Source organism: Pseudoalteromonas sp. TB25, assembly GCF_000497995.1.
Taxonomy (GTDB): domain Bacteria; phylum Pseudomonadota; class Gammaproteobacteria; order Enterobacterales; family Alteromonadaceae; genus Pseudoalteromonas; species Pseudoalteromonas distincta.
Window position 1 is genome coordinate 1 of record NZ_AUTI01000347.1, and the last position, 24,194, is coordinate 24,194.

Below are 24,194 nucleotides of genomic sequence, written 5' to 3' on the forward strand. Positions count from 1 at the left end.
CCGCCAATAATTTTACCTCGCGGATCGTTTGCTTTGCCTACACGTATTAACCGCCTAGCACTTAAATCACAATGTAGAGCTTGGCGTTCAATAAATAAATCTTGTTCGGATTTAATATTGCAGTACTGAGCATAACCAATAGAAATAGTTCGCAGAGCGGTTATAGAGCATGTAAATGCTTCCTCGCCTTCACGTTTTCTACCAATTGCGCCAAGCATAATGGTTACCGCACTTTTACTTTCAACAGCTCCTGATTCTACAAAACCCAGTACCGTAATATCACCATTGGCTTTTACACGCATGCCGTCTTTAATATCGCCAGTAATAATTACGCTACCATCAAAATCAACGTGGCCTGTACTTACATCTACGTTATCAAAGCATAAAACGTCATCTACACGCATACCTCGGGGTAGGGCAACGGGCACACCTTTGCAGTCGGCAATAAGCATATTAGGATTATTAGGATCTACTTTTGTACCTTCGAAAGGCTGGAGTTGGTGATCTGTACCTGGTTTTGCACTAATTGAATCGCCAAATACCGTATAGCCATCTTCTCCAGGAGTAGCGGCAATACGCTGCATTAAGGGAGTACCAGGTTTTACGGTGATAATAGCGCCAAGATTTTTCATATCAACCTTACCACCTTCCTTAGCTTGTGGGCTAAGCACACGGTCTTGGGCTGTTGAGCATAAGCGCACAAATTTAGCATCGCTGCCTTTTTTAGGATTACGCCCATGTGCAATTATGGCGCTATAAGAGCTTCCTGCTGGTTTTTCAAACTGCTGGCCTAAAAAGGTATCAAGCGCGCGTGGGCTTATTCCTTTTTTAACACCTGCATCAGCAAGCGCTTTTTGCGCACCTTCCATAGACAAAAGCGCACCACCTTTAGCGGTAGTTAATGTTGCTTCTGCGACCATGTTTTTTTCATCAATATTAATGACAAGCGACGCATCTACCGCTTTAGCAACGACAAGTGATACTTCCTGATAGTTTTTAGTTGGCGCAAAAAGCTTTCCAATATTGGCAATGACAGCTTCGTACTCACTAAACTCAGATTGTTCGAGCATTTGCGTAAGCTGAGTACTCGTAACAGGAAAGCCACTATCAATAGGGTGACTAACTAAAGAGACAAACCCTGTATTTTGATCAAATGAAAAAACCGACATTTATTAATTCCCTACTCTATGCCTGTTATTATTTTTGTTTTTTACAACTAAAGGTTTAGAAATGACAAAAACCTTAACTCCTTATTTGAACACAGGTTAAACACATTGTTAAGCAAATGTTTATATGGGCTTGCATAAACTAAATTTTGGTTACTTAATGCTCGGTTAGTGCACGCAATTAAAATAAAGCGTTACTAGGCCTTGAGTATCAGTACTTTACTCAGTTATACTGTTTGCACGCTCTGAATTGAGTTACTAATTCAGGGGCTGATTAGGATTCGACGGAATTCAAGAAGCCCAAGGTGCATGTCGAGGTGCGGTTTGCCTCGTTAAACAGCCGCAACCTAAAGNAGTAATCGCAAACGACGATAACTACTCTCTAGCAGCTTAGGCTGGCTAGCGCTCCTTCCATGTATTCTTGTGGACTGGATTTTGGAGTGTCACCCTAACACCTGATCGCGACGGAAACCCTGGCCGGGGTTGAAGCGTTAAAACTAAGCGGCCTCGCCTTTATTTACCGTGTTTGTCCGGGACTTAAAGGTTAATTAAATGACAATACTAAACATGTAGTACCGACGGTCGAGGCTTTTCGGACGGGGGTTCAAATCCCCCCAGCTCCACCAATAAAGGTTTTTGAACTCGTTATTCGAAAACCATAAGAAACCCGCAAATTTGTTAATTCAAATTTGCGGGTTTTTTTATGGAATTTATAAAATAAAGTTTAAGAATGTCTTATTGCGCGTAGCTTCATTTTTATTGCAATCACAAGCAGGCTAAATAACGACAGCATACTTATTAACAACGTTAGGTTAAGTATAGGGTTACTTGGCTCATCGGTGGTGACAGGAGAGCTGTTTGTAGTTTGCGAGTTTTGATGTTGCCTAATATAGCTTTGGCTGATCCAATCTACCGCGTTTATCCATTGTACTTTGGCGGGGTCAGTATTGTTTAGCATCCCTATTGCATGTTTATCGTTATCTAAGCCTTTTGAAAGTTGTATCAGTTGCTGCCAAAATTCATTTTTAGGGCCTAGGTCATCTATTTCTTGCAGATGCTGTTGTAATTTGTCACCCCCCATCGTTTTTATATCAGCTTGTCCGGTACTTTGCGCGTAGCTATTTATTAGCGATGAAAAGCGTCTAAAGTACTCATTACTTTTTTGCTGTGTAGGGTTAGCTGTTCGCTCGTTTGTTACTTTTTTTGCTGGTTGATTTAGGCTATTTTGATCAATCAAATATTGTTTATAATTTTGGTAACTTAAGTTGTTTGTAGTTGTGTTATTTGTAGTTCCGTTATTTAGAATGCCAAAGTTGTTTTTAAGTGCATTAACACTGATCACTACGCCTATTAAGGTAATAATACAAAGTGCGCTATAGCAAAAGTACAATGCGCTTTTTAAAGTGTTACGCAGTAGTTTATATTTATTATAACTTTGCTTAATAGCGGCAGCTGTATTTGGGGCTTTGCCCGTATCTAGGCGTTCACTTTGTACTGAGATACTTTTGCCTTCAGTACTTTCACTAATGTGTTTATCTGTATTTTTACTGTGCTCAGTGAGTGCTATTTGATTATTTTTAGATTGAGAGGTTAAAGTAGAGAGTTGCGGTTCTACTTTAGTAATTAATCCTAGCTTTTTTAGTGAGGATTCTGTTTTAACAGCATCAATACTCGATAAGTCTTTTTTTAAAGCGTAAGCTTTTCCATCAAATAACTGAACAACAATATTATGAGGAATATTTAGAAGTTGGCTAAGTTTTTCTTGGGCAGAGGTAAGGTCAGTATTTTGATATAACTGACCATTAAAAACAATTTTAAATGTAGCGCTCACGTTAGTACCTTGCTTGTGTAATTCCATTTTTGGAATTTTATTTTTATTATTTGATACACAAAGCTAATTTAACAGATAAAGGGTATGCTTTCTAATGATTTGTGATTAAAAAAAGCCTTAACAAACAGCGTTAAGACTTTGGCGTGTAGCTGTTACTTTACTTTATCGTTTTGCGAGTGATTTTACAGATTGCTTTTGATCACTGGCAGGTTGGGTTGCTTTGTCTATTAATGTTTCAAGTGGTTTATTTCGAACGCACATAAGTACTTTGTTCATTGCTTGGCATGTGCCTGTCGCTTTTTTATCATGGCTTGTGTAGCTACAACCTTCATTAATGGCTTTTTCTTCACATGCTTCCCAAGGCGCGTTTGAGCCGTGGCCTGCATGACTTAGCGCTGAGCATGAGGTAGCAAGTAAAAAGCCAGTGGTTAATGCTTTTATTACGTTAAATATTTTCATTAGTATCTCAGTTAATTATTTGGCCAGAATGCGAGTTATCTTGCGGTAGCACCTTTAAAACAACCAATAAACATGTTTTCAGATACATCGGCTGCATGGTAGTGGTATCCGCGTGTATCGTCGGTGTGGCCTCTACATTCGTCTAAATCAGTGGGTTCTAATCCATCTTCGTTAAGCATGCCAAATATACCAAATCCATCGAGTGCATAACCCATCATGGCGGCATGACCGTCTGATTGGATTTGTGTTTGGCTACAGCCTGCTTCACCGTGGTAGTGATAACCTGCTACTAAGTTAATATGCCCGGCGCAATCATCAAAGGCTGCAATAGTGTATGCGCCTAAAATAGCCTCAACAGGGGCGGGTGCAGCAAGTACAACACCATTTAGAGCAACACCTACATTAGTGTTACCAATACTGCTATTTTGAGTGGTTGCAACAGGCGTTATTGGTATTAAAAATGATTCTGATATACCGCCATCAACATAATCAATAGAGCATTCTACGCAGTGATTTTGGTATTGCTCCTCTACGTTTGGACGTGCAGCACCATCACACGATTCTTGTGTGTCTGTTACATTTACAAGGCCTGTACCTTCGTCGTATAGCTTCCAATGGCTATCGTTATACAATGTTGGTAGATTTAAAATAAAGTCGCCAGTTATATCGTAAACCTCACCGGTGCCATCAAACCAAATACCGGCTTCGTCTGCTGTTGATGTGATATTTCTAGGGCAGAATACACCAATCTCGTAATTTGAAGGCGCACCGGCTATATCAATTTTGTAGCATGAAGCTTCATCGCCATTACTTAGCGTACATGTTTGAGTTGTAATTGATGAAATGAGCGCATCGCTTTCAAAGTTAAAAGGGTCAACTTCAACAACGAAATCGGTTGAAGTATCTGTTGTAGTGCCCTCATCGGTGGTTGTTTCAGTTACGACGGTATTTTCAGCATCACTACCGTTACAGGCAGCTAAGCCCAGTGCAAGTATGCACACTGTAAGCGGTGCTAAAATTGGTGCGTTAAGTTTTCTCATCAGAAATATCCGGTAATGAAGTTGGATGTATAATATTTGTTAAATGTGCAAACAAAGTGCAAAAACAACGCAACATAATACATTGCCTGAAATAGAGACTTATAACACTTGCTATAGGTGTATGTTGTACCTTTTATTGTTTAAAATACTGCGACTTTAAAGTACCTAAATAGGCAGTGGAGTTTTATGGACTTTTTATTTCCCGACAGTATGTCTTTATTTTTGTTTCTATTAATGATGATCACCGCTGGCTTTACTTCTTTTATATCTGCTGCATTTGGTGCGGGTGGCGGGCTAATGTTGCTTGTTGTTATGGCGTCGTTTATGCCTATGGCAGTTGTTGTGCCTGTGCATGGTTTAGTACAGCTTGGCTCTAATGCAAATAGGTTATTACTCAGCTTTAAGCATATTGATAAAAGCATGTTTGTATATTTTGCGTTAGGCGGCTTAGTAGGGGCGGGGTTATCAAGTTTTGTTATTGATGATATATCGCTTGATGCTATGAAGTTAGTGGTCGCTATTTTTGTTATTTATTTACTGTGGGGTAAAACACCGCCAGTAAAATTAACCTCTAAGTTATGGCGTATGGTCGCCGGTGGCATAACGACTTTTATTTCTATGTTTGTGGGAGCGAGCGGGCCATTAGTTGGTAGCTGTTTATATATAAATAATTACGAAAAGTTAAAATTTACGGCAACGTTTTCGAGCATTATGAGTGTGCAGCATTTATTAAAAGCGGTAATTTATGGTGCTGTTGGCTTTAGTTTTTGGCAATGGATGCCGCTTGTAATTGCTATGATAATAAGTGGTGCTGTAGGTACTTGGTTTGGAATTAAATTACTTAAAAGTATGTCTGGGGATAAATTTGAGCGTATTTTTAGAGTCGTTTTAACGTTATTAACGCTACAACTCGGTTGGCAAGGTATTAAAATATTACTCCACTAATTTACTTAGTGGAGTAAATTTAATTTTATTAAACATAAATCACTTAAGCGAATTAAACAATTCATTGCCTAAAAACTACCGGTGCAGAGCGACTACACTGTAATTTTTGGGCTTATCGATGAACTATACTAATCTGCAATAATTGTTTATACGTTTAAATAAATTGGTATTAAAGCTTATTTAACAGCGGCTTTAATTGGTTTGTCGCCATCAAATAACTCAAAAATGCGGTTACTAATAAATGAGTTAGTCGCAATATGTAATAATGCATTGGCTACGTTTTCGCGGCTAATTTTAGCCTCAGAACGATCACTTGGTCGCTGCGTTGTTACTTGCATTGAAGCACTATCATCAGTCAGTGTACCAGGGCGAACAATGGTATAATTTAAACCACTATTTATTAAGTGCTCGTCAGCCATGTGCTTGGCAACTAAGTAAGGTTTTAAATCACCTTGAATCGAATCTGGGTCGTCTGCACCGATTGAGCTGACCATAATAAAGTGTTTAACGCCATGCTCTTTTGCAAAGGTAGCTGCTTTAGTTGCAGCCCATAAATCAATAAGTACAGTTTTATCATCGCCTGTACTTCCGCCAGAACCTGCAGCAAAAATCACTTGGTCACAGCCTTTTATTGCTTTGCCAAAATCGCCTTCAAGATTTTGCTCAACAATAGTTAAAAAAGAGCTGTTTAAATCACTTAGCTTATTTTTGTCACGCACTAATGCCACAACATTTTGCTCATTTTCTAAAAGTAGCTCAGTTGCCATTTTACCTATTTGTCCGCTTGCGCCAATAATTAGGGTCTTACTCATAATTAACTCCTTCCAATAAATAGTAAAAGTAATGTGCTTACAAACAGACCTTGGGGTAGGGGATAATTTTTAAAGGGTAAAAAAGAGTTTAAATGAGCTAATTTCAAAAAATACTTTAATTAAAATTCAATACTTAACTGAGTATTAAAATTAGCTGCTTTTGGCGTGTTTTTTAGAACTTTTTATTCAACCATTATACTCACTTCGGTCACATAACTACGGCGATATAGACTAATACGAACCTTATGTTCTTGGTAATTATAAAACAAAGTGCGATATGTATTATTGCCGCTTGTTTTTAACGGCTCTCCTAATTTTTGCTGATAAAAGCGAGCGATATCAGAAATTGAATCTGTTAAATAACCAGTGCGTACCATTGGATATTCGCCGGCTACATCCATTGTTGTAACAAACTCTTCAGGAAGTGGGATTTCAGTGACGTTTTGGCTAAGTACATTAAACGATAGAGTGCATAGCAGTATTATTAAAAATGCTAAAGTTTTCATTAAAGTCCTTTAAATAATAAATTCCATTTATTGGTACTCATCTTACCTCAATAAGCACCTTTGTCATTTAAATTTTATTACGAATTAAATCTCGTACTATAAACCGAGCAGGGTGAATAGCTTGGCTTACACGTTCGCTTAATGGGCGAGGCTCGTTATTTAAACAGCTTATTAACCGACGCATTATACAACTCTTAATATGGCTGCACTTCAGTTATACGTTGAAGTGTGAAAAAGTTACACAAATAAGGATCGTTGAATTAAGTTTGCTCATTAGGCATAGTGCTAATGTAAACTAATACTTTAAAAGGAATTTCCATGAAAAATAGTATTATCAAAGTACTTTTAATTTGTACTGCCTACCTGTGCTGCGCGTTTAACCTGCAAGCAAAGCTATTACTAACGGCTTACCCCGATGCGAAATTAGAAGAAAAAGTCACTTTAGCGGGTGAAGAAGCACAGTTTGTATCAGTCTTTAACCCTGCGCTAAAAAAATCTCAAAAATTTGAATATAAGACATTTATTGGTGATGTAAGTCATTTTTCTTATCAAATAAAGAATGTTGCTTCTTTAAAGGTAATAGAAAACTACAAAGACGCTTTAAATGATGCTGGATTTAAAGTTTTGTATACATGTTCTTTAAACGATTGTTATGAAAAGCGAGAGGATAAATTGCTGGCTGAAGAGTCGAGCTATTTCAACGTGTCTAGTTATTACGGACAACCACATTATATTTACGCAACAAAAGGAGAGGCTCCTGAAGCTGCCATTTCGTTATTTGTTGGACAATATAAAAATACGACACAAGCGCTTTTGACTACGACCAATATTAAAGAAATTGAAACTGGACTAATAAAAGCTGATTTTGAAGCATTCAAGAAAAAAGTTAATAATAAAATAAAAAAATCTACACATGGAGATCTTAAAGGTTCTGCAGATCATCCTTTATTAAGTCGTTACCCTGGTAGCTATATCGAGGATTATCAAAATATTGATTATGAGGAGTTTAGTATCCCAATTGGCAAGTCTGATAAAAAAACGAGTACTTCACCTATGCTTGATGTTACAGGAGATTTAACGCGAATTACTTATATTGCGAATAAAGTATCGACGTTAAAAATTTATCATAACTATGTGAGTGCTTTGACTAAAGAAGGTTTTGAAACCGTATTTTCTTGTCAAAAAAATGAATGCGGTACAAAAAGAAAAGAGATTCAAGCATTAGGCGATAAGCTGGCAATCAAACCTGTTTATAACTACTTTCACCAACCTAGATATCAAGTTATGAAAAACACTCTAAATGAGCAAACTACCTACGTTGCCTTTTTTATAGGTAACTATAATGGCGATTCTCGTATTCAGCTTGTTATTGCTCGTACAGAGCCCTTAGTGACAGGCTTAATAGAAACGAATAGTGATAAAGTTCTTGAGCAGTTAGAGCAAAAAGGAAAGGCGTCTATTTACGGTATTTTATTTGATTATGATAAAGCCACTATTAAAGCTGAATCTAAAGAGGCGTTAGATGTTATTGCTCAAGTTATGGAAAAAAATAAAAAATTGAGTTTATATGTTGTTGGTCATACCGATGATAAAGGCTCGCCTAATTATAATATAAACCTTTCAAAGCGCCGTGCTGATGCGGTTGTTAACGCATTAATTACTGATTATGGGGTAGCTAAAGAAAGGTTATTAGCTCAAGGAGCGGGTCCTTATTCACCCGTTGCAACTAATAAAAATGATTTAGGTCGTGAACTAAACCGCCGTGTTGAATTAGTTGAAAGGTTGTCTAGTTCAAAATAATTTACGTTTTTAATTTATATACACATTAGATCTATTATTTGAATGTGTATACCTCATTTAAATTTTATTACGAATTAAATCTCGTACTATAAACCGAGCAGGGTGAATAGCTTGGCTTACACGTTCGCTTAATGGGCGAGGCTCGTTATTTAAACAACTTACGAGATGTTCTGCACTTAGCGGTGCGCTACATAAAGCGCGGGCGCCAAAGCCGGTAAAAATATGTAGGCCTTGTTGTGGCTTATTAAGTTGCTCGTACTGATAGCGTTTACCTAAGCGTAAGTTAGCAAAGGCCATTGTATAATCACTTTGTTCGCACCATTGCCCTGCCATTGGTAGGTGATCTATAAATGTGCATCGTACAGCTGCTTTTGCCGAGGTAATATTGCCAAGGGTTGAGGCAAATTCACTTTGCTGATAAAAGCTAAGAAGTTGCTCTTGGTTTAACTGATTGTCGAGCGCTGTAACTTGACGGCTTTTGGTATTTTTTTCAAACGTGGCACCCATACAGTGATGATCTAAATAGGCTGGGGTAAAATACCCTTTATGGCACAGCACTGTTTTAAGTTTGCGTGATTGCTCACTTGCCTCAATATGTGAAACTTGCCCGCGTACGCCTACTATTGGTAGCGCTTTTGTTTGCTCAAATGCATCGCTGTGCTCGCCCGCACAAATAATTACATCACTAAAAGGACCTAACTGCTCATCATTCGTTAATAAAAACCAACCGCTGTCAGTTTTTTTAAGCTGTTTTATATTGCAGTTAAATACGCTTTTAAATGGGTTTATGCTATTTGCAGTGCTTAACATGGCGTTTACTAATTGCGGAGGGTTAACCCAGCCGCCTTGTTCAAAAAACACGCCCGAATAACCTGTTTCTACGCCGGCTATTTCGTCGCCTTGCTCTGCAGTTACGTTGTGCATTAGCTGGGTTGGCCACAGTTGTTTTTGTGCTAAGTTTTCATGTTTATCGGCCAGAGGCTTTTTTACTGCGTGTTGTAATACGCCGCACCAATCGTAATCAAAATTAAAACCACTGCTAAGTAAGTTGTTATATAGGCGCTTAGCGTATAAAAAGCTATGTGCGAACAATTCACTGTGCGGTGAATTTTTTGCTTGTAGGTGAGGGTAAATAGCGCCTTGCACATTGTGCGATGCCCCCATAGCTGGTTTTTCATCTTGGCAAAATAATTGGCTTGCTATGCCTCGTTTAGCCAAGCTATATAAAATGCAGCTACTGGCTATANCCGCCGCCAATGACCGCTACATTTTTTAAAGCACTGCTATCTTGATGAAAATATGCAGGAGCTGATTGAGCATCATTTACGCACTCTAGTTGGCCAACAAGCATATCTCTTTTTTGGCCAAAGCCTTTGGCTTTTTTAGTACTAAAGCCTGCATCAATTAATCCACGGCGAACAAAACCTGCTGAAGTAAATGTTGATAAGGTTGCATTTGCCCTTGATATATTGACCATAGAATTAAATAAACTTTGCTGCCACATTTCGGGGTTTTTACTTGGCGCAAAACCATCTAAATACCAAGCGTCAACTATTCCTGTTTGCGGATAGCTCATTGCTTGTATTGATTCAAGTGCATCACCAAAGTATAAATCGAGAACAACCAGTCCATTGTCAAATTCGAGTCTGTGGCATCCTTCTAAATTAATTGGGTATTGTTTAGATAATTTGTTACTAAAGGCGCTTAATGAAGGCCATGCCTGTAGTGCTTTGTTTAAATCGTCTATGTGCAGAGGATATTTTTCAAATGAAATAAAGTGTAAGCGTTTAACACCATTATCTAATTGATTTTGAACTTGTTGACGTGCAAGGTGGTCAGTAAAGCGTTGCCATGTATTTAAAAAGTTTAAACCTGTACCAAAGCCGGTTTCGGCAATAACAAAATGTGGCTGGTCATGATTTTGTAATCGTGCATCTATATTATTTTGCTCATAATACACATAATGCGATTCAGCTAAGCCATCGTCATTAGAAAAATAAATATCACCGAAGTCATTAGCGAAAGGTGTACCTAAATTATTAAAGTGTATATGTGCATTTTTGATCATGATTTTTTAATTTTATAGATATATTTTTTAATTATTTTACGGGTTTTCTTTGAAATAGTCTGGCGTTATTTATAAGCTAGCAGTTCAGAGTACAAGTGTACGCTAGAAAGCTGACCACTTAGGTGATTAAATTCGCGTAAAATAGAATGCAATTAAGTATTAAGCTAAGGGAATTACCCATGAGAAGAGCTGTAATTACAGGTATCGGTGTTGTATCAAGTATAGGTAACAACAAAGAAGAAGTATTAGAATCGTTAAAAACGGGCAAAAGCGGCATCGCTTTTAATCAAGAATTTGCCGATTATAAGTTACGTAGTAACGTATCGGGTAAAATTGATATTGACGTTAAAGCACACGTTGACCGCAAAGCAATGCGCTTTATGGGAGATGCTGCTGCTTACTCTTATATTTCAATGACGCAAGCAATTGAAGACTCAGGTTTGTCTGACGACCAAGTATCAAATGAGCGCACGGGTATTATTGTTGGCTCTGGCGGTGGTTCGTCTAAATGGCAAGTAGAAGCTGCTGATATTTTACGTGAAAAAGGCGTAAAACGTGTAGGGCCTTATATGGTGCCACGCACTATGGCGAGCACTACATCTGCTTGTTTAGCAACACCATTTAAAATTAAAGGTGTTAACTATTCAATTAGCTCTGCGTGTGCAACATCTGCGCATTGTATTGGTAATGCCGTAGAGCAAATTCAGCTTGGCAAGCAAGACGTTGTGTTTGCTGGTGGTGGTGAAGAGCTACACTGGACATTGGCAATGGAATTTGACGCAATGGGCGCACTTTCTACTAAATACAATGAAACACCTGAAAAAGCATCTCGTACATATGATGCAAATCGCGATGGTTTTGTTATTTCTGGCGGCGGCGGTATTGTTGTAGTTGAAGAACTTGAACATGCACTTGCACGTGGCGCGCACATTTACGCTGAAATTGTTGGCTACGGTGCAACATCAGATGGCTACGACATGGTTGCTCCATCTGGCGAAGGTGCAGCACGTTGTATGCGCCAAGCTATGCAAGATGTAGATAGTATTGATTATCTAAATACGCACGGCACATCAACGCCTGTAGGCGATGTTAAAGAGTTAGGTGCGATACAAGAAGTGTTTGGTGGCAAATCACCAATGATCAGTGCAACTAAAGCAATGACGGGTCATGCCCTAGGTGCTGCAGGTGTTCACGAAGCTATCTTCTCATTATTAATGCTAGAGCACAGCTTTGTAGCACCTTCAATTAATATTGATGAGCTAGATGAGCAAGCGACAGGTTTAGATATTATTACTGAGCGTCGTGATGTTGAGTTAAATACTGTAATGTCTAATAGCTTTGGCTTTGGTGGCACAAACGCGACTTTAGTTATGAGTAAGTACAAAGGTTAATTTGAGCTTATAAGCCCTATATGCAAACGCATAACTGGGCTAAATAGCCCAAAACAAAAAAGGAAAGCCGAGGCTTTCCTTTTTTATTATCGAAAGTTTAATTAACCTTCGTTATGTTCTTGACGCGCTTGCTCAATTTCGTCTGCAATTTCTTGCGCTTTTTGCTTAGTTTTTTCAGTTAACTCGCCAGCAGCTTCTTTGCTTTTAATCCATGCGTCAACCGCAATCTCTTTGCCGTCGTCGTACATGTCTAAGCCCATTGCTTTACTTTGCTCTAATAGCTCGTTTAAAGACTCGTCATTTTTAAGATCGTTAGTTGTCTCTTTAACGTCGTTCCATGCATCACCAAGCTTTTCTTGCATTTGTGCGCTTTTATCTTTTGCATCTTCTTTTACTTCGTTGGCATCTTCACAACCAGTTAATGTAATTAAAGTGCCTAATAAAGCTAAACCTGCTAATTTATTCATGTGCTATCTCCTTTAGAGACTGATAATTAATTCGAGGCAGACTATACAACAATGAAAATGAACGCCCCCGTAACAAAACGATTAAATTTTAAATTAATGAATGAGCATGATTGGCCTCAATTATTTGAACTCGACCAAGACCCAGCTGTAATGCAGTATTTAACACGAGGTGAACCTACCTCTTTAGAGCAAATAAAAAATGAGGGAGTGCCTCGTATGCTCGCATATCGAAATGAGCTTAAAGGCTGGGGGCTGTGGAGTATCACTATAAAGCAAACCAATACATTTATAGGCTGGGTATTAATAAGGCCTATGTGCTTTTTTACTGATGCACCAAACTACAGTGATATTGAAATAGGCTGGCGCTTTAAGCAAGCAAGTTGGGGGCATGGTTATGCAACCGAGGCGGCTTTAGCATTATGTGATGAACTTATAAAGCAAGATGACGTTAAGGCGATAAGTGCAACGGCACTAAAAGATAATACGGCCTCTATAAATATAATGAAAAAGCTAGGTCTGCAATTTATAAAAAATTATACACATACAGACGAGCAAGGCGACTTACCTGCGGTGCTTTATTCAAAAAGTGTTTAAAGATGATTAAATATCAACAGTATAAAGATTGACCTGTCCTTAAGTGACGTGCATTAATAAGAATGCGTAACTAAAAAATAATAAATTAAGGATGTTGTATGGGATTGCTTTTTTCACCAAATAAATTAATTGTCAAAAGTGTGCTGGTTTTACAGTTCGCTGCTTTTAGTGTTTTAGCGCAGCCTTTATCGCAAAGCGCGGTAGCAATGCCTGACTCGTTCAGTGCCTATGCTGCTAAAAGTATATTAGAGCAAGGCGGTAATGCTGTTGATGCGGCTATTACGGCACAATTTGTACTTGCAGTAACGCTTCCTGAAGCCGGCAATATTGGCGGCGGGGGATTTATGCTTATTCAAAAAGATGGCAAGGGCGATTTTATAGATTATCGCGAAACAGCGCCAACAGCGGCTCATCGTGATATGTATTTAGATGAGCAAGGTAATGTTATTGCAAACAAATCAATATATGGCATTCACGCAAGCGGTGTACCTGGCAGTGTAGCGGGCATGTGGCTTGCTCATCAAAAACATGGCACTTTAAAGTGGGAAGAATTAGTACAACCAGCGGTAACGTTGGCTGAGCAAGGGTTTGTAGTTCCGCCTAAGTTAGCAAAAGGTGTGAGCAATTATATAGCCCACCTAAAAGAGCAAAAAATAAATGTAAACTTCGAAAAATACTTTGCTGATGTAAAAGCTAATAAAGTATTTAAGCAACCCGAGTTAGCGGCGACGCTAAAGCGTATCCGTGATAACGGCCAAGATGGGTTTTATAAAGGCGAAACTGCAAATATTATTGCTAAATTTATGCACCAACATGGCGGTATAATTAATCAAGATGATTTAAAAGGTTACACCGCTAAATCACGTACACCTATTAAAGCGAGTTGGAATGGTTATGAAGTACTTACTTCTCCACCGCCGAGTTCAGGTGGTATTGCTATTTTACAGTGGCTTAAAATGTATGAGTTACAAAAACCAGATGCGGGCTTAGCGCATAACTCAACTCAGTATGTACACTTACTTTCTGAAATAGGTAAACGTGTATTTGCAGATAGGGCGGAGTATTTGGGCGATCCTGATTTTTTTGATGTACCAGTCAACGCATTAACTAATATTAACTACCTCAAAGAGCGCAGTAATGGCATTTCGTTAACCGCTATCTCGACTACCGAAAATATTAAACCGGGCCTTAAAGAAAGTGAGCAAACTACACACTTTTCAATCGTTGATAAAATGGGTAACGCTGTCGCAAATACCACCACAATAAACTTAGGGTTTGGTAGCGGTGTAGTTGTTGAAGGTGCAGGGTTTATTTTAAATGATGAAATGGACGATTTTAGTGCCAAACCAGGCGTTATGAATGTGTTTGGTGCAATAGGCGGCAAAGCTAACGAAATACAGCCGCACAAGCGTATGCTTAGCTCTATGACGCCTACAATACTCCTTAAAGACAACACCGTTAAAATGGTGACAGGCTCGCCAGGTGGCACAACGATTATTAGCTCTGTGTACGAATCTATCTTAAATGCGGTAGAGTTTGATATGACTGCAGAGCAGGTTGTAAATAGCCCTCGTTTTCATCATCAACTGTGGCCTAAAAATATAATTAGAACACACATAGGTTTAACCGATAGCGTAAAAGCAGAGCTTACAAAAATGGGCTACACCATAGATGAGAATCACTTTGGTGACTTACACGTTATTATTAATAAAGAGGGCCAATTAGATGCCGCTTCTGAAGCATCAGGACGTGGTAAATCAATTGTTTTTTAAATAAAAAAACACCGCGCTAAAAGCGCGGTGCTTTAAACAATACAAAATTATTGAGTATCAATTAAATCTTCAACACCCACTATTAGCCATGGAGCGTCGTCTGAAATTAGACGCTCTAAGTGCCAGATTTCTAAAATAGGCTCTTCTTTTTTATCGCCTAAATCACGGTACTTACCTTTAAAGCGAACACTAACCTGCCACGATTGCGCGTTTGTATCTGCGCGCACAAGTTCGGCATCAATAAACATCACTTCTGTTTCTACGCTTTGTATAGCTTCACGTTCAGCTTTAAACTCGGCAACAAGTGCAGGGCTTAAGTATTCAGCCATTGTGGTGTAATCGGCATTGTTCCATGCAGTTTGTAGCGTATGGTAATGACTACGGGCACCTTGCAAAAAGCCATTAACGTCAAAGTTAGGTGGTAAATTAAAAGGCACACTTTCACCTTGTGGGGCGCTGCTTGCAAAGCCTGTACTTGTTGGTTGCTCGATAGGTGCTTGTTTAAAAGCATTTTGCTGAGCACTTGTACTTGCACTGGCAAGTTGTGGGGCACGATTAGCACGTAAAAAGCCCGTTACTAGCTTAAATAAAATAAAGAGTCCGCCAGCTAATAAAATCATTTCTAATAGCTGAAAACCTTCAAAATCGTCGCCTAACATTGCTGCAATTAAGCCACCCGCTAAAAGTCCCCCAAAAACGCCTGCCATAATGCCTTTTTTATTTGATGTGGCTTTAGGTGCAGCGTTAGGTGTTGTTGTATCTGTTTGCTGTTTTTGCGCTGTTTGTTGTGTTGCAGGTGTCTGTCCGCGTTTACTACTGCCAAACTTTTTACGTGCGTGTGCATCAAAACTGGCAGTACATAATAATGCCAATAATGAAAAAATAACGATGATGTTCTTCATGAAATTCCCTAATTAAAATCGAGCCGCGATTATAATTTACTTTCTTTAGAAATTTAATTAATTACTTTAAAAATCAGAGGTTTTGGGGAGAGAATAAACGCTTTGTAGTGAGTATATAATCAAAAAACCGCTCAGTAGAAACTAAGCGGTAAATTTGTCTATTTTAAAGCCAACGAATTGCGCCAGTAACGCGTTCATTGTATGTATCTAGAGGTGCTCCAAGACTTGCCACTAAAATAGTATCAGCTTGTGAGCCACGATTAATGTGACCTTCAAAGCGCTCATCGCGGAAGTTGTCATCCCCAAAACCAAATGATTTATTTTCAGAAGGCACTATAAATACCGTCATAGGACCAAAGTCAGACTCAAATATTAAATGCAGTCCTTTTTCGCCTTTAAAATCACAAAACATCGCATAAGTTACAGCGCCAGGAAGTTCATCAAGGTGACCACCTAATACTGCAAGCTTGTCGTTAACGCTTTGTAGGCTAATGGGCTCTTTTTTATCAAGCGCATTAATTTCGTAATACACATGGGCAAGCGCATGCTCACCCGCTTCGTGTGCAATATTTTGCTCTGTACTAAAAAAGAAGGCACTAATCGCCACTACAAAAGACGCTGCTAACGCAAGATGTACACGATCAAACTTAAAACGCGATCGAGCATCAACCATGTTTTTACCAGTTGCTTGTTCTTCTTGGAGTGCTTTTTCTTTTAACGATGTGTTTAAAAGAATGCGGTCTGCAAGATTTTCAGGCACAGGTATATCTAAAGAATCTTGAATGAATTTATCAAAATCTTTCATATCGTTAATAAAACTTTGTCGCTCTGGGTTATTGTCAGCAAACTCCATAAGCTCCTTGTCAATGTCGTTTGGCTGCGCAATAGTGCGGCGACGAAACTCAAGTTCATCCATTATTTTGATGCCCCTTTAAGTTGTTCATCATCACGGCTTAAAGCCTCTTTAAGTTGATTTCTGGCACGGTATAAACGAGTCATTACCGTGTTTTTATTTAAATTAAGTATGCCTGCAATTTCTTCACCAGAGCAGCCCATTACAACTTGCAGTAATAATGGCTCTCGGTATTCATCAGATAGCAGTGCAATCTGGCGTTGAATTACCGTTTGTTCCATTTCATCGTCTAATGAATGGCTGGTTTCATCAACAAGCATATCGTTTTCTACGTCGCTGTAATCAAACTGTTTACGTTCAAATCGGCGTGCGTTTTCTCTTCGTAATATAGTAAGCAGCCAAGGTTTAGCTGCCTTTTGATCAAGTAAAGAGTCGAGTGAACGCCATGCGCGTAAAAACGTTTCCTGTACTAAATCATCTGCTATGTGCGGATCACGGCATAACCAATAAGCAAAGCGATAAAGCTCTTTATTGTAAACGTGGACCAAGGCTTCATAACGCTTTTGTTTCTCTGCCATATCGATTAAGACCTGATTGTTTGATTTTTTCTTTCCAAGCATAAGCACTTTTTTAATTAAAAATTATTAGTTATTGCAAAAAAAGACCTAAGGTTCGTAGTTATTAATCATAAAGGTCTTTTAATACAGCTTGTTGCGACTTTGATGCCTGAGTTTGATAGATCTCAAGAATTTTAATAATAGCATTAAGATCCGTGTTTGCGCCTTTATTACTATAAAGTTGTGCCTGCAATTGGCTAATGAGACCGTTAAGCTCGCTGCTGTTTACGTGGATGCAGAGCTCATCAATCGCGCCAACATTTTTATGGGTCACCTTTACAGAAAAGTTATTTAATGCGGTGTAAAAGGCTTTCACATCGTGTGTTTTGGCTAATGCTTTAAGCTCATTTAAGCTTGGCTGAGAAGTACCACGGGTGTTTAGCTGTAATTTTTCAGTCGTATTTTTAGTAGAACGGCTTATTAAGTAAAAAATTACAGTACCAATCCATAAAATATACCCTAAAGCGGCAACAACTATTAACCAAAGAGGAGTATCACTTTTAGTTTCAATAGGTTGTGTGCCAGTTGCTTGATTCGAAATATTTTCAAGAGTAGATGAATTATTTGTGCTGGGTTGTGGGTTTGCTATGGCTGTATTAGGCGCGGTAGCGCTTGGCGTTACTGTAATAGTACGCTTTGGTAATGTGGCTAAGCTAATACGGTTCATTTTGGTATTAAACCAAGGCAGCTTTATTTCAGGCAAAGTATAAGTACCTGGTTTTTGCGGCAGTAAGGCATATGATGCCGTTTGCTGCGACACAACGCGTCCGTCTCGCACTGCATTGTTATTTTCTTTTTTATCAGGGTAGCTGCGTATGCCATCAATAGTAGGCATAGAGATTTCAGGTAATTGCTCTTTTGTAACTCCAAGCGCGGTAAGTGTAATAGTACGAGTGATAGGCGTACCTACTTCTACTGTGTTGTCGTTAGGTTGCCATTCTTCATCAAGGTTAACCAATTCGCTTGGTAACCATGCACCTTTATAGTCACTCGGGATCGGTTTTATTTCTACTTGCTGATCATCGCCAAGAGCAGATACCTCCAGTTGGCGGTAATTTTGCTGTACTCGCCCTTGAAACGCAGGGCCTGCAATCGTGTAGGCACCACTTTTTTGTGGCTGAATCAAATACTCACGAGTAATAACAAGGTAGCGTTTGCCATCAACTAGCTCATAACTCTCAGTTTGTTTACCTAATTGGGTTAGCTGAGCATCCTCCATACTTGGTGTGCTTAAGCTGCCATCAAGCAGTTCTTTGGCAAGGTAGAGCTTAACAGTGTAAACACCGGCTTCTTGCACAAATAATGAATTACTCGAGAGCGACGTTTTTAAAAATATTTCGTTATTTTTATCTGCATCAACTGAGCGTTTTGCCACTTTTAACTTAATAGGTTGTGAGGTTAACCCTGCAACGCTAAATGCTGGTATCGTGTAATCACCCTCTGTACGGGTCATTAGTTTAACTGACCACGTAGTTTGTTTATTAATGCTGCCATTAATAATGTTGGTACGAGAGCTTAAGCTTGTTGGGCCTACAACAAAGTCTTTTAACAGCGATGAGGTGTCTGGTTGCTCGCCTTTAACTGTATCGTCTACCGATATATTAAGCATAAAAAATTCACCCGCTAATACAGGGTTTTTATCTACGCTGGCTTCTAATTTGGTGGCAGCCCACGAAGGCATCGCACTTAATAGCAATAAACAGCAAAATAATCGCATTACCATGATTTTTCGACTCCTGTAGGGCGACGTTTGTATTGTCTTTTTTGGGCTTCTAATTGCATTTTATTCCGTAATAAAATAGCCGGATCGTCCGGGACTTTTCTAAGTAGTTGATTAAGCTGTTGTGCTTTTTCTTTTTCTTCATTAGTGAGCTCACTTGCTTGGGCTTGCATCGCTTGTTGCTGAGCATTTTGTTTTTGCTCATCAGTGGCAGGTTGCTCACTTATTGCTTGTGGCTTACTTTGTTGCTGCTCATCCTCTTTAGGCTGGTCAGCGTCTTTATTTTGCCCTTGTTCGCTTTGTGGCTGGGCTTGCATATCAGGCTCATTTTGCTTATCTGATTGCTCGCTAGGCTCACCTTGTTGATCTTTTGATTGTTCAGACTCTTTATCTGATTTTTCATCGCTTGAGCTTTGACTTTCGTTTTCGCCTTTTTCAGAATCGCTTTTATCACCATTTTGTTGCTGATCCTGTTTTGACTGTTCAGAATTTTGCCCTTGGTTTTGCTCATCTTTTTTCTGACTATCATCTTGGTCTTGAGAGTCGTCGCCGTCGCTTTGCTGATCTTGCTGCTCTTGTTGATTTAGTAATTGCTCAACTAAGGCTTGGTTATCGGCTGCTTGCGTAAAGTCATCTTGTAAGGTTTGGGCTTGTTTGTACGCTTCAATTGCGTCCTCAAGTTTGCCAGCTTTGGCAAGGGCATTACCGTAGTTGTATAAACCGGTAGCCGACTTATCATTACTAAACTCATTAAGTGCAGCATCAAAATTACCTTGCTGGTATAGCGCCGCGCCTTTTAACTCACTCGATTGCGCCTGTGTTGCTGCATCGTATTCTTTATTATTGTAAGCCTCTAATGCACGTTGATCTGCATTTTGCAAAAGAGTAGGGAGCTCTACGGCATACGCATTTTGCTGCGGTAAAAAACCAAAAGCTAAAAAAGCCCCCAACAAGGCAGCGCGTCTAAATAAATACAAGCCAAATGGCAGTAATAACAAGAGTCCGTAAATACCTGCATCTATTCGCCAAAGCGCGTGGCTTTGTTTTTCGTCTTTCAATAATTCACTCTGCGCATTTGGAGCAAACGTATTTATGTCGTTATTGCTAGGTTGGTAACTAGCAAATTTACCGCCGCTGCTTGATGCTAAATTTTTAAGCTGAGAGGCATTAATTGTAGGTACTACAATTTGGCCGTATCTGTCTTTCAAAAAGCCGCCTTCAGGTAACTTAATTGGTGCGCCTTGAGCGGTACCTACACCATATATATTTAATCTATATTGGGTGTTACTGGTAAAGCTACTAACGTCGCTTTGTTCTTGTTGGTCAATACCGTCGGTCACTAAAATAATGTCGCCATCAATATAACCCGCTTGTGTTAATAGCTCTTTGGCCATATCAAGACCCGCTAAAACGTTTGAGCCTTTGTCTGGCATTATTTCAGGGCTTAAGCTTGGAATTAAATTACTGAGTGTTGTGGCATCGTTTGTTAGTGGTGAAATTACATAGGCCGTGCCTGCGTAAGCTACAAGCGCGGTATCACCTTCTTTAAATAGCTCAATCATATCAAGTGCTTTAAAGCGTGATTGCATTAAACGATTTGGTAAAATATCGGTGCTGTACATTGAATACGACATATCCATAACAATTACACGGGCACTTTGACTTTGAAATACAGGAACTTGTTTTTTCTCAAAGCTAGGCCCAGCACTAAATAAAATGCCAAGGCTGCAAAACAAAGCAACTAGCCAAAGTGGCTGGCTGGCTTTAGTGTTTGCTTCGCTCATTATAAATTGTGCTAAATGTGGTGCAATTAGCTGCTCACTGGTGGTTTTTTTATGCTTAATTAAGGCAACAAAAAATAATGCCACAGCAGGTATGAGTAACCATAAAAGAGCGGGGCGAATAAATTCAAAATCCATTAGTTTGGCTCCTTTAATGCACGCAGTGTACTAAGCATTACTTTTGAGCTAATAAGTAAAATAGCGATAAGTAATGGGTAGTAAAATAATGAGCTTTGTGGGAGAAATGTTTGTTCATCAGCGCTAATAGGTTCAAGCTTATCAAGCTCTGCGTAAATTTGTTGAAGGCCAGCTACATCTTTGGCTCTAAAGTATAACCCGCCAGTTTGCTCGGCAATCTTTTTAAGTAATCTTTCATCTAAATTACTGCCACTAGAGCCTCCCACATTAAAGAGACTAAAGCCGCGCGGATTATCTGAGCCAACACCAATGGTGTACACTTTAATACCTTCTTCGCGAGCTAGCAGTAGGGCATCTTCTGGGTTTAAATTACCAGCGGTATTTTGTCCGTCGGTTAACAGCACCACAATTCGGTTACTTTCATCTTTATTGGCAAAGCGTTTTACCGAAAGACCCAATGCATCACCAATGGCTGTTGCGCGCCCCACTAAACCAATTTGCGCTTCGCTGAGCATTTTACTTACTGTTTTAACGTCGCGGGTGAGCGGGGTTTGTAAAAACGCGGTGTCGCCAAATAATATCAGCCCAAGCCTGTCGCCTTGACGTTGCTCTATAAAATCACTGAGTACGGCTTTTACCATGGTGAGGCGGTCAACATATTGGCCATTATAAGCCATGTCTTGTTCGGTCATCGAGCCTGATAAATCGACCGCTAACATTATATCGCGTCCTTCATTTGGTAATGAGATTGGCTCATCTAACCATGTTGGATTGGCAGCGGNAGTAACAAGTAATAACCAAATTATCCACTCGAAAGGGTTTAAACGTCGTGCGTGTGGCTCAATGCTTTGGCTGGTTAAATTGTGCTTTGCAAAACTGGGTATACGTAAACGCGTACTGGCATTACTTGCAGCGGGTTTTAATAGTAAAAGTAATAAAGGCAAGGGTAGTAATAAAAATAACCATGGCCAGCTAAATTCAAACATTTACTGACTCCTTTATTTTAAATTGCTTAATACCTTGGCGAAATTTTTCGCACAGTGTTGTATCTTTTTGGCTGGGGTTATACAAGCTTAGTATTTCTTGTTCTGTAAAGCTTAAACCGGTGAGTGTATTAAGTGTTGTGCACCATTTAGAGGTAGATTGCGCAGCAAGTCGCTTGTCGTAATATTCAATCACTAAACGTTTTAAAATAATATGCAGTTGCTGAGGGTTTTGCTCACTTTGGCTCAATTGTATTGCGTAGCGTTTAGGCTTTTTAAATTTATGTTTTTTATAAAATATATAAATAGCTGCGCACAGTGCTAAAAACAGCAGTGCAATAATAACCCACCAAGCAGGGGCGAGTGGCCACCAATTAACTTGGCTTGGCGCTATTATATCGTGCAGGCCATCGAGTGGATTGGTTTGCATGGTTATTTTCTCACTAATTGCAGCTCAAGCGGTGTTGCTGCATTGAATGATATTAAATTAAGACCCGATTTAGTTAGGCGATTAAAGCGCGCGCTAAATGCTTGCTCAGCATTTTTAGCAAAGCGTTCTCTAAAGCTGTTATCCATTAATGGTAGGGCAAAGTCTTGACCATTTGCATTAACGGTAACGGCTTGCTTAAACGCAGGTAACTGATGCTCAAATGGATCGCTTATGTGGCAACCAATCAGCTCGCAGTGGCGGCTTAATATTTCAAGTTGCTTAAAGCTGGCATCATCCAGAGCATTAAAATCAGACACTAAATATACTAAGCTGCCTGGTTTTGCTAAATGGTTAAGGCGCTTTAGGTTATCGCTAAAGTTGTTAGTGGCTGTTTTATCAATATTGTTAAGCGCTTGCTGGTGGTTGTCGCATAAATTATGACAAAGCTTAAGCACGGCTTTTTCACGGGCGCTGGGTTTTAGCTCTAAATGCGAGTGCTGATTAAACACAATACCGCCAATTCTATCGCCGCGCTGACACGCCGACCATGCAACAAGAGCGCTTATATGCGCAGCTTGCACCGACTTTAACAGTAACTTTGAGCCAAACAGCATTGAGTTAGAAAAATCAGTGAACACAAACACAGGGCGCTCTTTTTCTTCTTGAAAGAGCTTTGTGTGAGTCTCGCCGGTACGCGCAGTAACTCGCCAATCAATAGAGCGAATATCGTCACCTTGCTGATAATGTCGCACTTCGGCAAATTCCATTCCTCGGCCTTTGTGCGGTGCAAGGTATTGCCCTGTTAAGGTGTTTTTTATTTTTACCTTAGGGGCAAGTTCAAGCAATTGCGCTTTGGCTTTGTAATACATCAGCTCTTTGAGTGCTAAATTAACACCGTGGCTATGGCTCTGTTTGAGCCATGCTTGGGTTTCTAATTGTTTTTGCATAACTTATGGTACGGCTACAAGTTCAACTATACGGCTTATTACTTGATCTTTAGTAATGCCATCGGCTTGGGCTTCGTAACTTAAAATAATGCGATGACGCAGTACGTTATGCACAACAGCTTGAATATCATCAGGTGCTACAAAGTCACGGCCTTGAAGCCATGCATGAGCACGAGCACATTTATCAAGTGCTATTGTTGCACGCGGACTTGCACCAAACTCAATCCAGCTACCTAGTTGCGCGTCTAATTTAGCGCCTTCACGAGTGGCAATAATAAGTTGTACTAAATATTGCTCAAGTGGCTCTGCTAAATAAAGGCCTAATATTTCTTTACGAGCTGCAAATAAATCGCTTTGACTAATTTTTTGCATTACTGGTTGTTGCTCGTTAAGCGCTTCGCCGCGTGTTAAACGCAGTATATCAAGCTCATGCTCTGCGCCAGGGTAGTCAATACTTAGGTGCAGTAAAAAGCGATCCAGCTGGGCTTCTGGTAACGGGTAAGTCCCTTCTTGCTCTAGCGGGTTTTGCGTTGCCATAACTAAAAACAGTTCGCTAAGCGGATAGGTATTTTTACCCACGGTAACTTGTCGCTCTGCCATGGCTTCTAATAGTGCTGATTGTACTTTGGCTGGTGCACGATTAATTTCGTCAGCTAAAATTAGGTTGTGAAAAAGAGGGCCTTTTTCAAATACAAACTCGCTAGTTTGTTGGCGGTAAATATCGGTACCTGTTACATCAGCTGGTAATAAATCTGGCGTAAACTGTACGCGCTGAAATGAGCCTTCAATGCCTTTAGCAAGTGCATTAACTGCACGTGTTTTTGCAAGCCCAGGAGGGCCTTCTACTAATAAGTGACCATCAGCTAAAATAGCAATAAGTAGCGCTTGAGTAAGCTCTGGCTGGCCAATGATTTGTGTATCTAAGTACGTTTTTAATTGTGAAAATGCGTTAGCTGCCATAATAAGTGGACT

At 39.5% G+C, this 24,194-nt stretch carries 21 protein-coding genes, 1 other RNA gene and 1 pseudogene; 6 read left to right on the forward strand and 17 right to left on the reverse strand.

Annotated elements, in window-relative coordinates; genetic code table 11:
• A partial coding sequence (locus L652_RS0114275; protein WP_024595066.1) for a FapA family protein occupies positions 1-1,169 on the reverse strand: 1,169 nt, incomplete at its 3' end.
• A 263-nt stretch (positions 1,170-1,432) separates the two neighbouring features.
• Between L652_RS0114275 and ssrA the strand changes: the two genes are divergently transcribed.
• Positions 1,433-1,792, forward strand: a transfer-messenger RNA (tmRNA) gene (ssrA, locus tag L652_RS1000000124585).
• Positions 1,793-1,890: 98 nt separating this feature from the next.
• Here the strand turns inward: ssrA and L652_RS0114280 are convergent.
• The 3 genes from L652_RS0114280 to L652_RS0114290 all read right to left on the reverse strand — a co-directional run bounded on the left by L652_RS0114280 (position 1,891) and on the right by L652_RS0114290 (position 4,496).
• Positions 1,891-2,997 carry a hypothetical protein gene (locus L652_RS0114280; RefSeq protein WP_253947730.1) on the reverse strand — a complete coding sequence of 369 codons (1,107 nt, stop codon included), beginning with the start codon at positions 2,995-2,997 and terminating at the stop codon, positions 1,891-1,893.
• Between the two features lie 162 nt (positions 2,998-3,159).
• Positions 3,160-3,456: a hypothetical protein gene (locus tag L652_RS0114285; RefSeq protein WP_024596756.1), complete on the reverse strand. Its 297-nt coding sequence runs from the start codon at positions 3,454-3,456 to the stop codon at positions 3,160-3,162.
• A gap of 35 nt (positions 3,457-3,491) precedes the next feature.
• Positions 3,492-4,496 (reverse strand): YHYH protein, encoded by a 1,005-nt coding sequence (locus tag L652_RS0114290; protein ID WP_024596755.1) that lies wholly within the window; start codon positions 4,494-4,496, stop codon positions 3,492-3,494.
• A gap of 186 nt (positions 4,497-4,682) precedes the next feature.
• Here L652_RS0114290 and L652_RS0114295 point away from each other — a divergent pair, with 186 nt between their 5' ends.
• Positions 4,683-5,441 (forward strand): sulfite exporter TauE/SafE family protein, encoded by a 759-nt coding sequence (locus L652_RS0114295; protein ID WP_024596754.1) that lies wholly within the window; start codon positions 4,683-4,685, stop codon positions 5,439-5,441.
• A 176-nt stretch (positions 5,442-5,617) separates the two neighbouring features.
• On the opposite strand, the gene L652_RS0114300 is transcribed toward L652_RS0114295, so the two are convergent.
• Complete coding sequence (locus L652_RS0114300; RefSeq protein ID WP_024596753.1) at positions 5,618-6,253, reverse strand: NAD(P)-binding oxidoreductase; 636 nt, start codon at positions 6,251-6,253, stop codon at positions 5,618-5,620.
• 182 nt (positions 6,254-6,435) lie between these two features.
• Positions 6,436-6,759, reverse strand: a complete 324-nt coding sequence (locus tag L652_RS0114305; protein ID WP_024596752.1) for a hypothetical protein — start codon at positions 6,757-6,759, stop codon at positions 6,436-6,438.
• Positions 6,760-7,077: 318 nt separating this feature from the next.
• On the opposite strand from L652_RS0114305, the gene L652_RS0114315 reads away from it, so the two are divergent.
• Positions 7,078-8,559 carry an OmpA family protein gene (locus tag L652_RS0114315; protein WP_024596751.1) on the forward strand — a complete coding sequence of 494 codons (1,482 nt, stop codon included), beginning with the start codon at positions 7,078-7,080 and terminating at the stop codon, positions 8,557-8,559.
• A 57-nt stretch (positions 8,560-8,616) separates the two neighbouring features.
• Here the strand turns inward: L652_RS0114315 and mnmC are convergent.
• Positions 8,617-10,627, reverse strand: a pseudogene (mnmC, locus tag L652_RS01000000123860) (bifunctional tRNA (5-methylaminomethyl-2-thiouridine)(34)-methyltransferase MnmD/FAD-dependent 5-carboxymethylaminomethyl-2-thiouridine(34) oxidoreductase MnmC).
• 179 nt (positions 10,628-10,806) lie between these two features.
• Here mnmC and fabB point away from each other — a divergent pair.
• Positions 10,807-12,018: a beta-ketoacyl-ACP synthase I gene (fabB, locus tag L652_RS0114325; RefSeq protein ID WP_004335606.1), complete on the forward strand. Its 1,212-nt coding sequence runs from the start codon at positions 10,807-10,809 to the stop codon at positions 12,016-12,018.
• 101 nt (positions 12,019-12,119) lie between these two features.
• Here the strand turns inward: fabB and L652_RS0114330 are convergent, their stop codons facing one another.
• Complete coding sequence (locus tag L652_RS0114330; RefSeq protein ID WP_024596750.1) at positions 12,120-12,485, reverse strand: hypothetical protein; 366 nt, start codon at positions 12,483-12,485, stop codon at positions 12,120-12,122.
• Between the two features lie 51 nt (positions 12,486-12,536).
• Here L652_RS0114330 and L652_RS0114335 point away from each other — a divergent pair, with 51 nt between their 5' ends.
• Complete coding sequence (locus L652_RS0114335; RefSeq protein ID WP_024596749.1) at positions 12,537-13,079, forward strand: GNAT family N-acetyltransferase; 543 nt, start codon at positions 12,537-12,539, stop codon at positions 13,077-13,079.
• A gap of 98 nt (positions 13,080-13,177) precedes the next feature.
• Positions 13,178-14,851 carry a gamma-glutamyltransferase gene (gene ggt, locus L652_RS0114340; RefSeq protein WP_024596748.1) on the forward strand — a complete coding sequence of 558 codons (1,674 nt, stop codon included), beginning with the start codon at positions 13,178-13,180 and terminating at the stop codon, positions 14,849-14,851.
• Positions 14,852-14,898: 47 nt separating this feature from the next.
• On the opposite strand, the gene L652_RS0114345 is transcribed toward ggt, so the two are convergent.
• The 9 genes from L652_RS0114345 to L652_RS0114385 form a co-directional block, all read right to left on the reverse strand.
• Complete coding sequence (locus L652_RS0114345; RefSeq protein WP_024596747.1) at positions 14,899-15,753, reverse strand: Tim44-like domain-containing protein; 855 nt, start codon at positions 15,751-15,753, stop codon at positions 14,899-14,901.
• Positions 15,754-15,916: 163 nt separating this feature from the next.
• Positions 15,917-16,669 (reverse strand): DUF3379 family protein, encoded by a 753-nt coding sequence (locus tag L652_RS0114350; RefSeq protein WP_024596746.1) that lies wholly within the window; start codon positions 16,667-16,669, stop codon positions 15,917-15,919.
• Positions 16,669-17,226 (reverse strand): sigma-70 family RNA polymerase sigma factor, encoded by a 558-nt coding sequence (locus L652_RS0114355; protein ID WP_033013498.1) that lies wholly within the window; start codon positions 17,224-17,226, stop codon positions 16,669-16,671. Before L652_RS0114355 ends, L652_RS0114350 begins: the two co-directional genes overlap by 1 nt.
• Before the next feature lie 61 nt (positions 17,227-17,287).
• Complete coding sequence (locus L652_RS0114360; RefSeq protein WP_024596744.1) at positions 17,288-18,946, reverse strand: BatD family protein; 1,659 nt, start codon at positions 18,944-18,946, stop codon at positions 17,288-17,290.
• Positions 18,940-20,862: a VWA domain-containing protein gene (locus L652_RS0114365; RefSeq protein WP_024596743.1), complete on the reverse strand. Its 1,923-nt coding sequence runs from the start codon at positions 20,860-20,862 to the stop codon at positions 18,940-18,942. The genes L652_RS0114360 and L652_RS0114365 overlap by 7 nt, the downstream gene beginning before the upstream one ends.
• Positions 20,862-21,848, reverse strand: a complete 987-nt coding sequence (locus tag L652_RS0114370; RefSeq protein ID WP_024603516.1) for a VWA domain-containing protein — start codon at positions 21,846-21,848, stop codon at positions 20,862-20,864. The genes L652_RS0114365 and L652_RS0114370 overlap by 1 nt, the downstream gene beginning before the upstream one ends.
• Entirely contained in the window at positions 21,841-22,275 is a 435-nt protein-coding gene (locus L652_RS0114375; protein ID WP_004335624.1) for a DUF4381 domain-containing protein, read from the reverse strand. The genes L652_RS0114370 and L652_RS0114375 overlap by 8 nt, the downstream gene beginning before the upstream one ends.
• 2 nt (positions 22,276-22,277) lie before the next feature.
• Positions 22,278-23,222, reverse strand: a complete 945-nt coding sequence (locus L652_RS0114380) for a DUF58 domain-containing protein (RefSeq protein ID WP_004335626.1) — start codon at positions 23,220-23,222, stop codon at positions 22,278-22,280.
• A 3-nt stretch (positions 23,223-23,225) separates the two neighbouring features.
• Positions 23,226-24,182: a MoxR family ATPase gene (locus tag L652_RS0114385; RefSeq protein ID WP_007377762.1), complete on the reverse strand. Its 957-nt coding sequence runs from the start codon at positions 24,180-24,182 to the stop codon at positions 23,226-23,228.
• Positions 24,183-24,194: the final 12 nt, after the last annotated feature.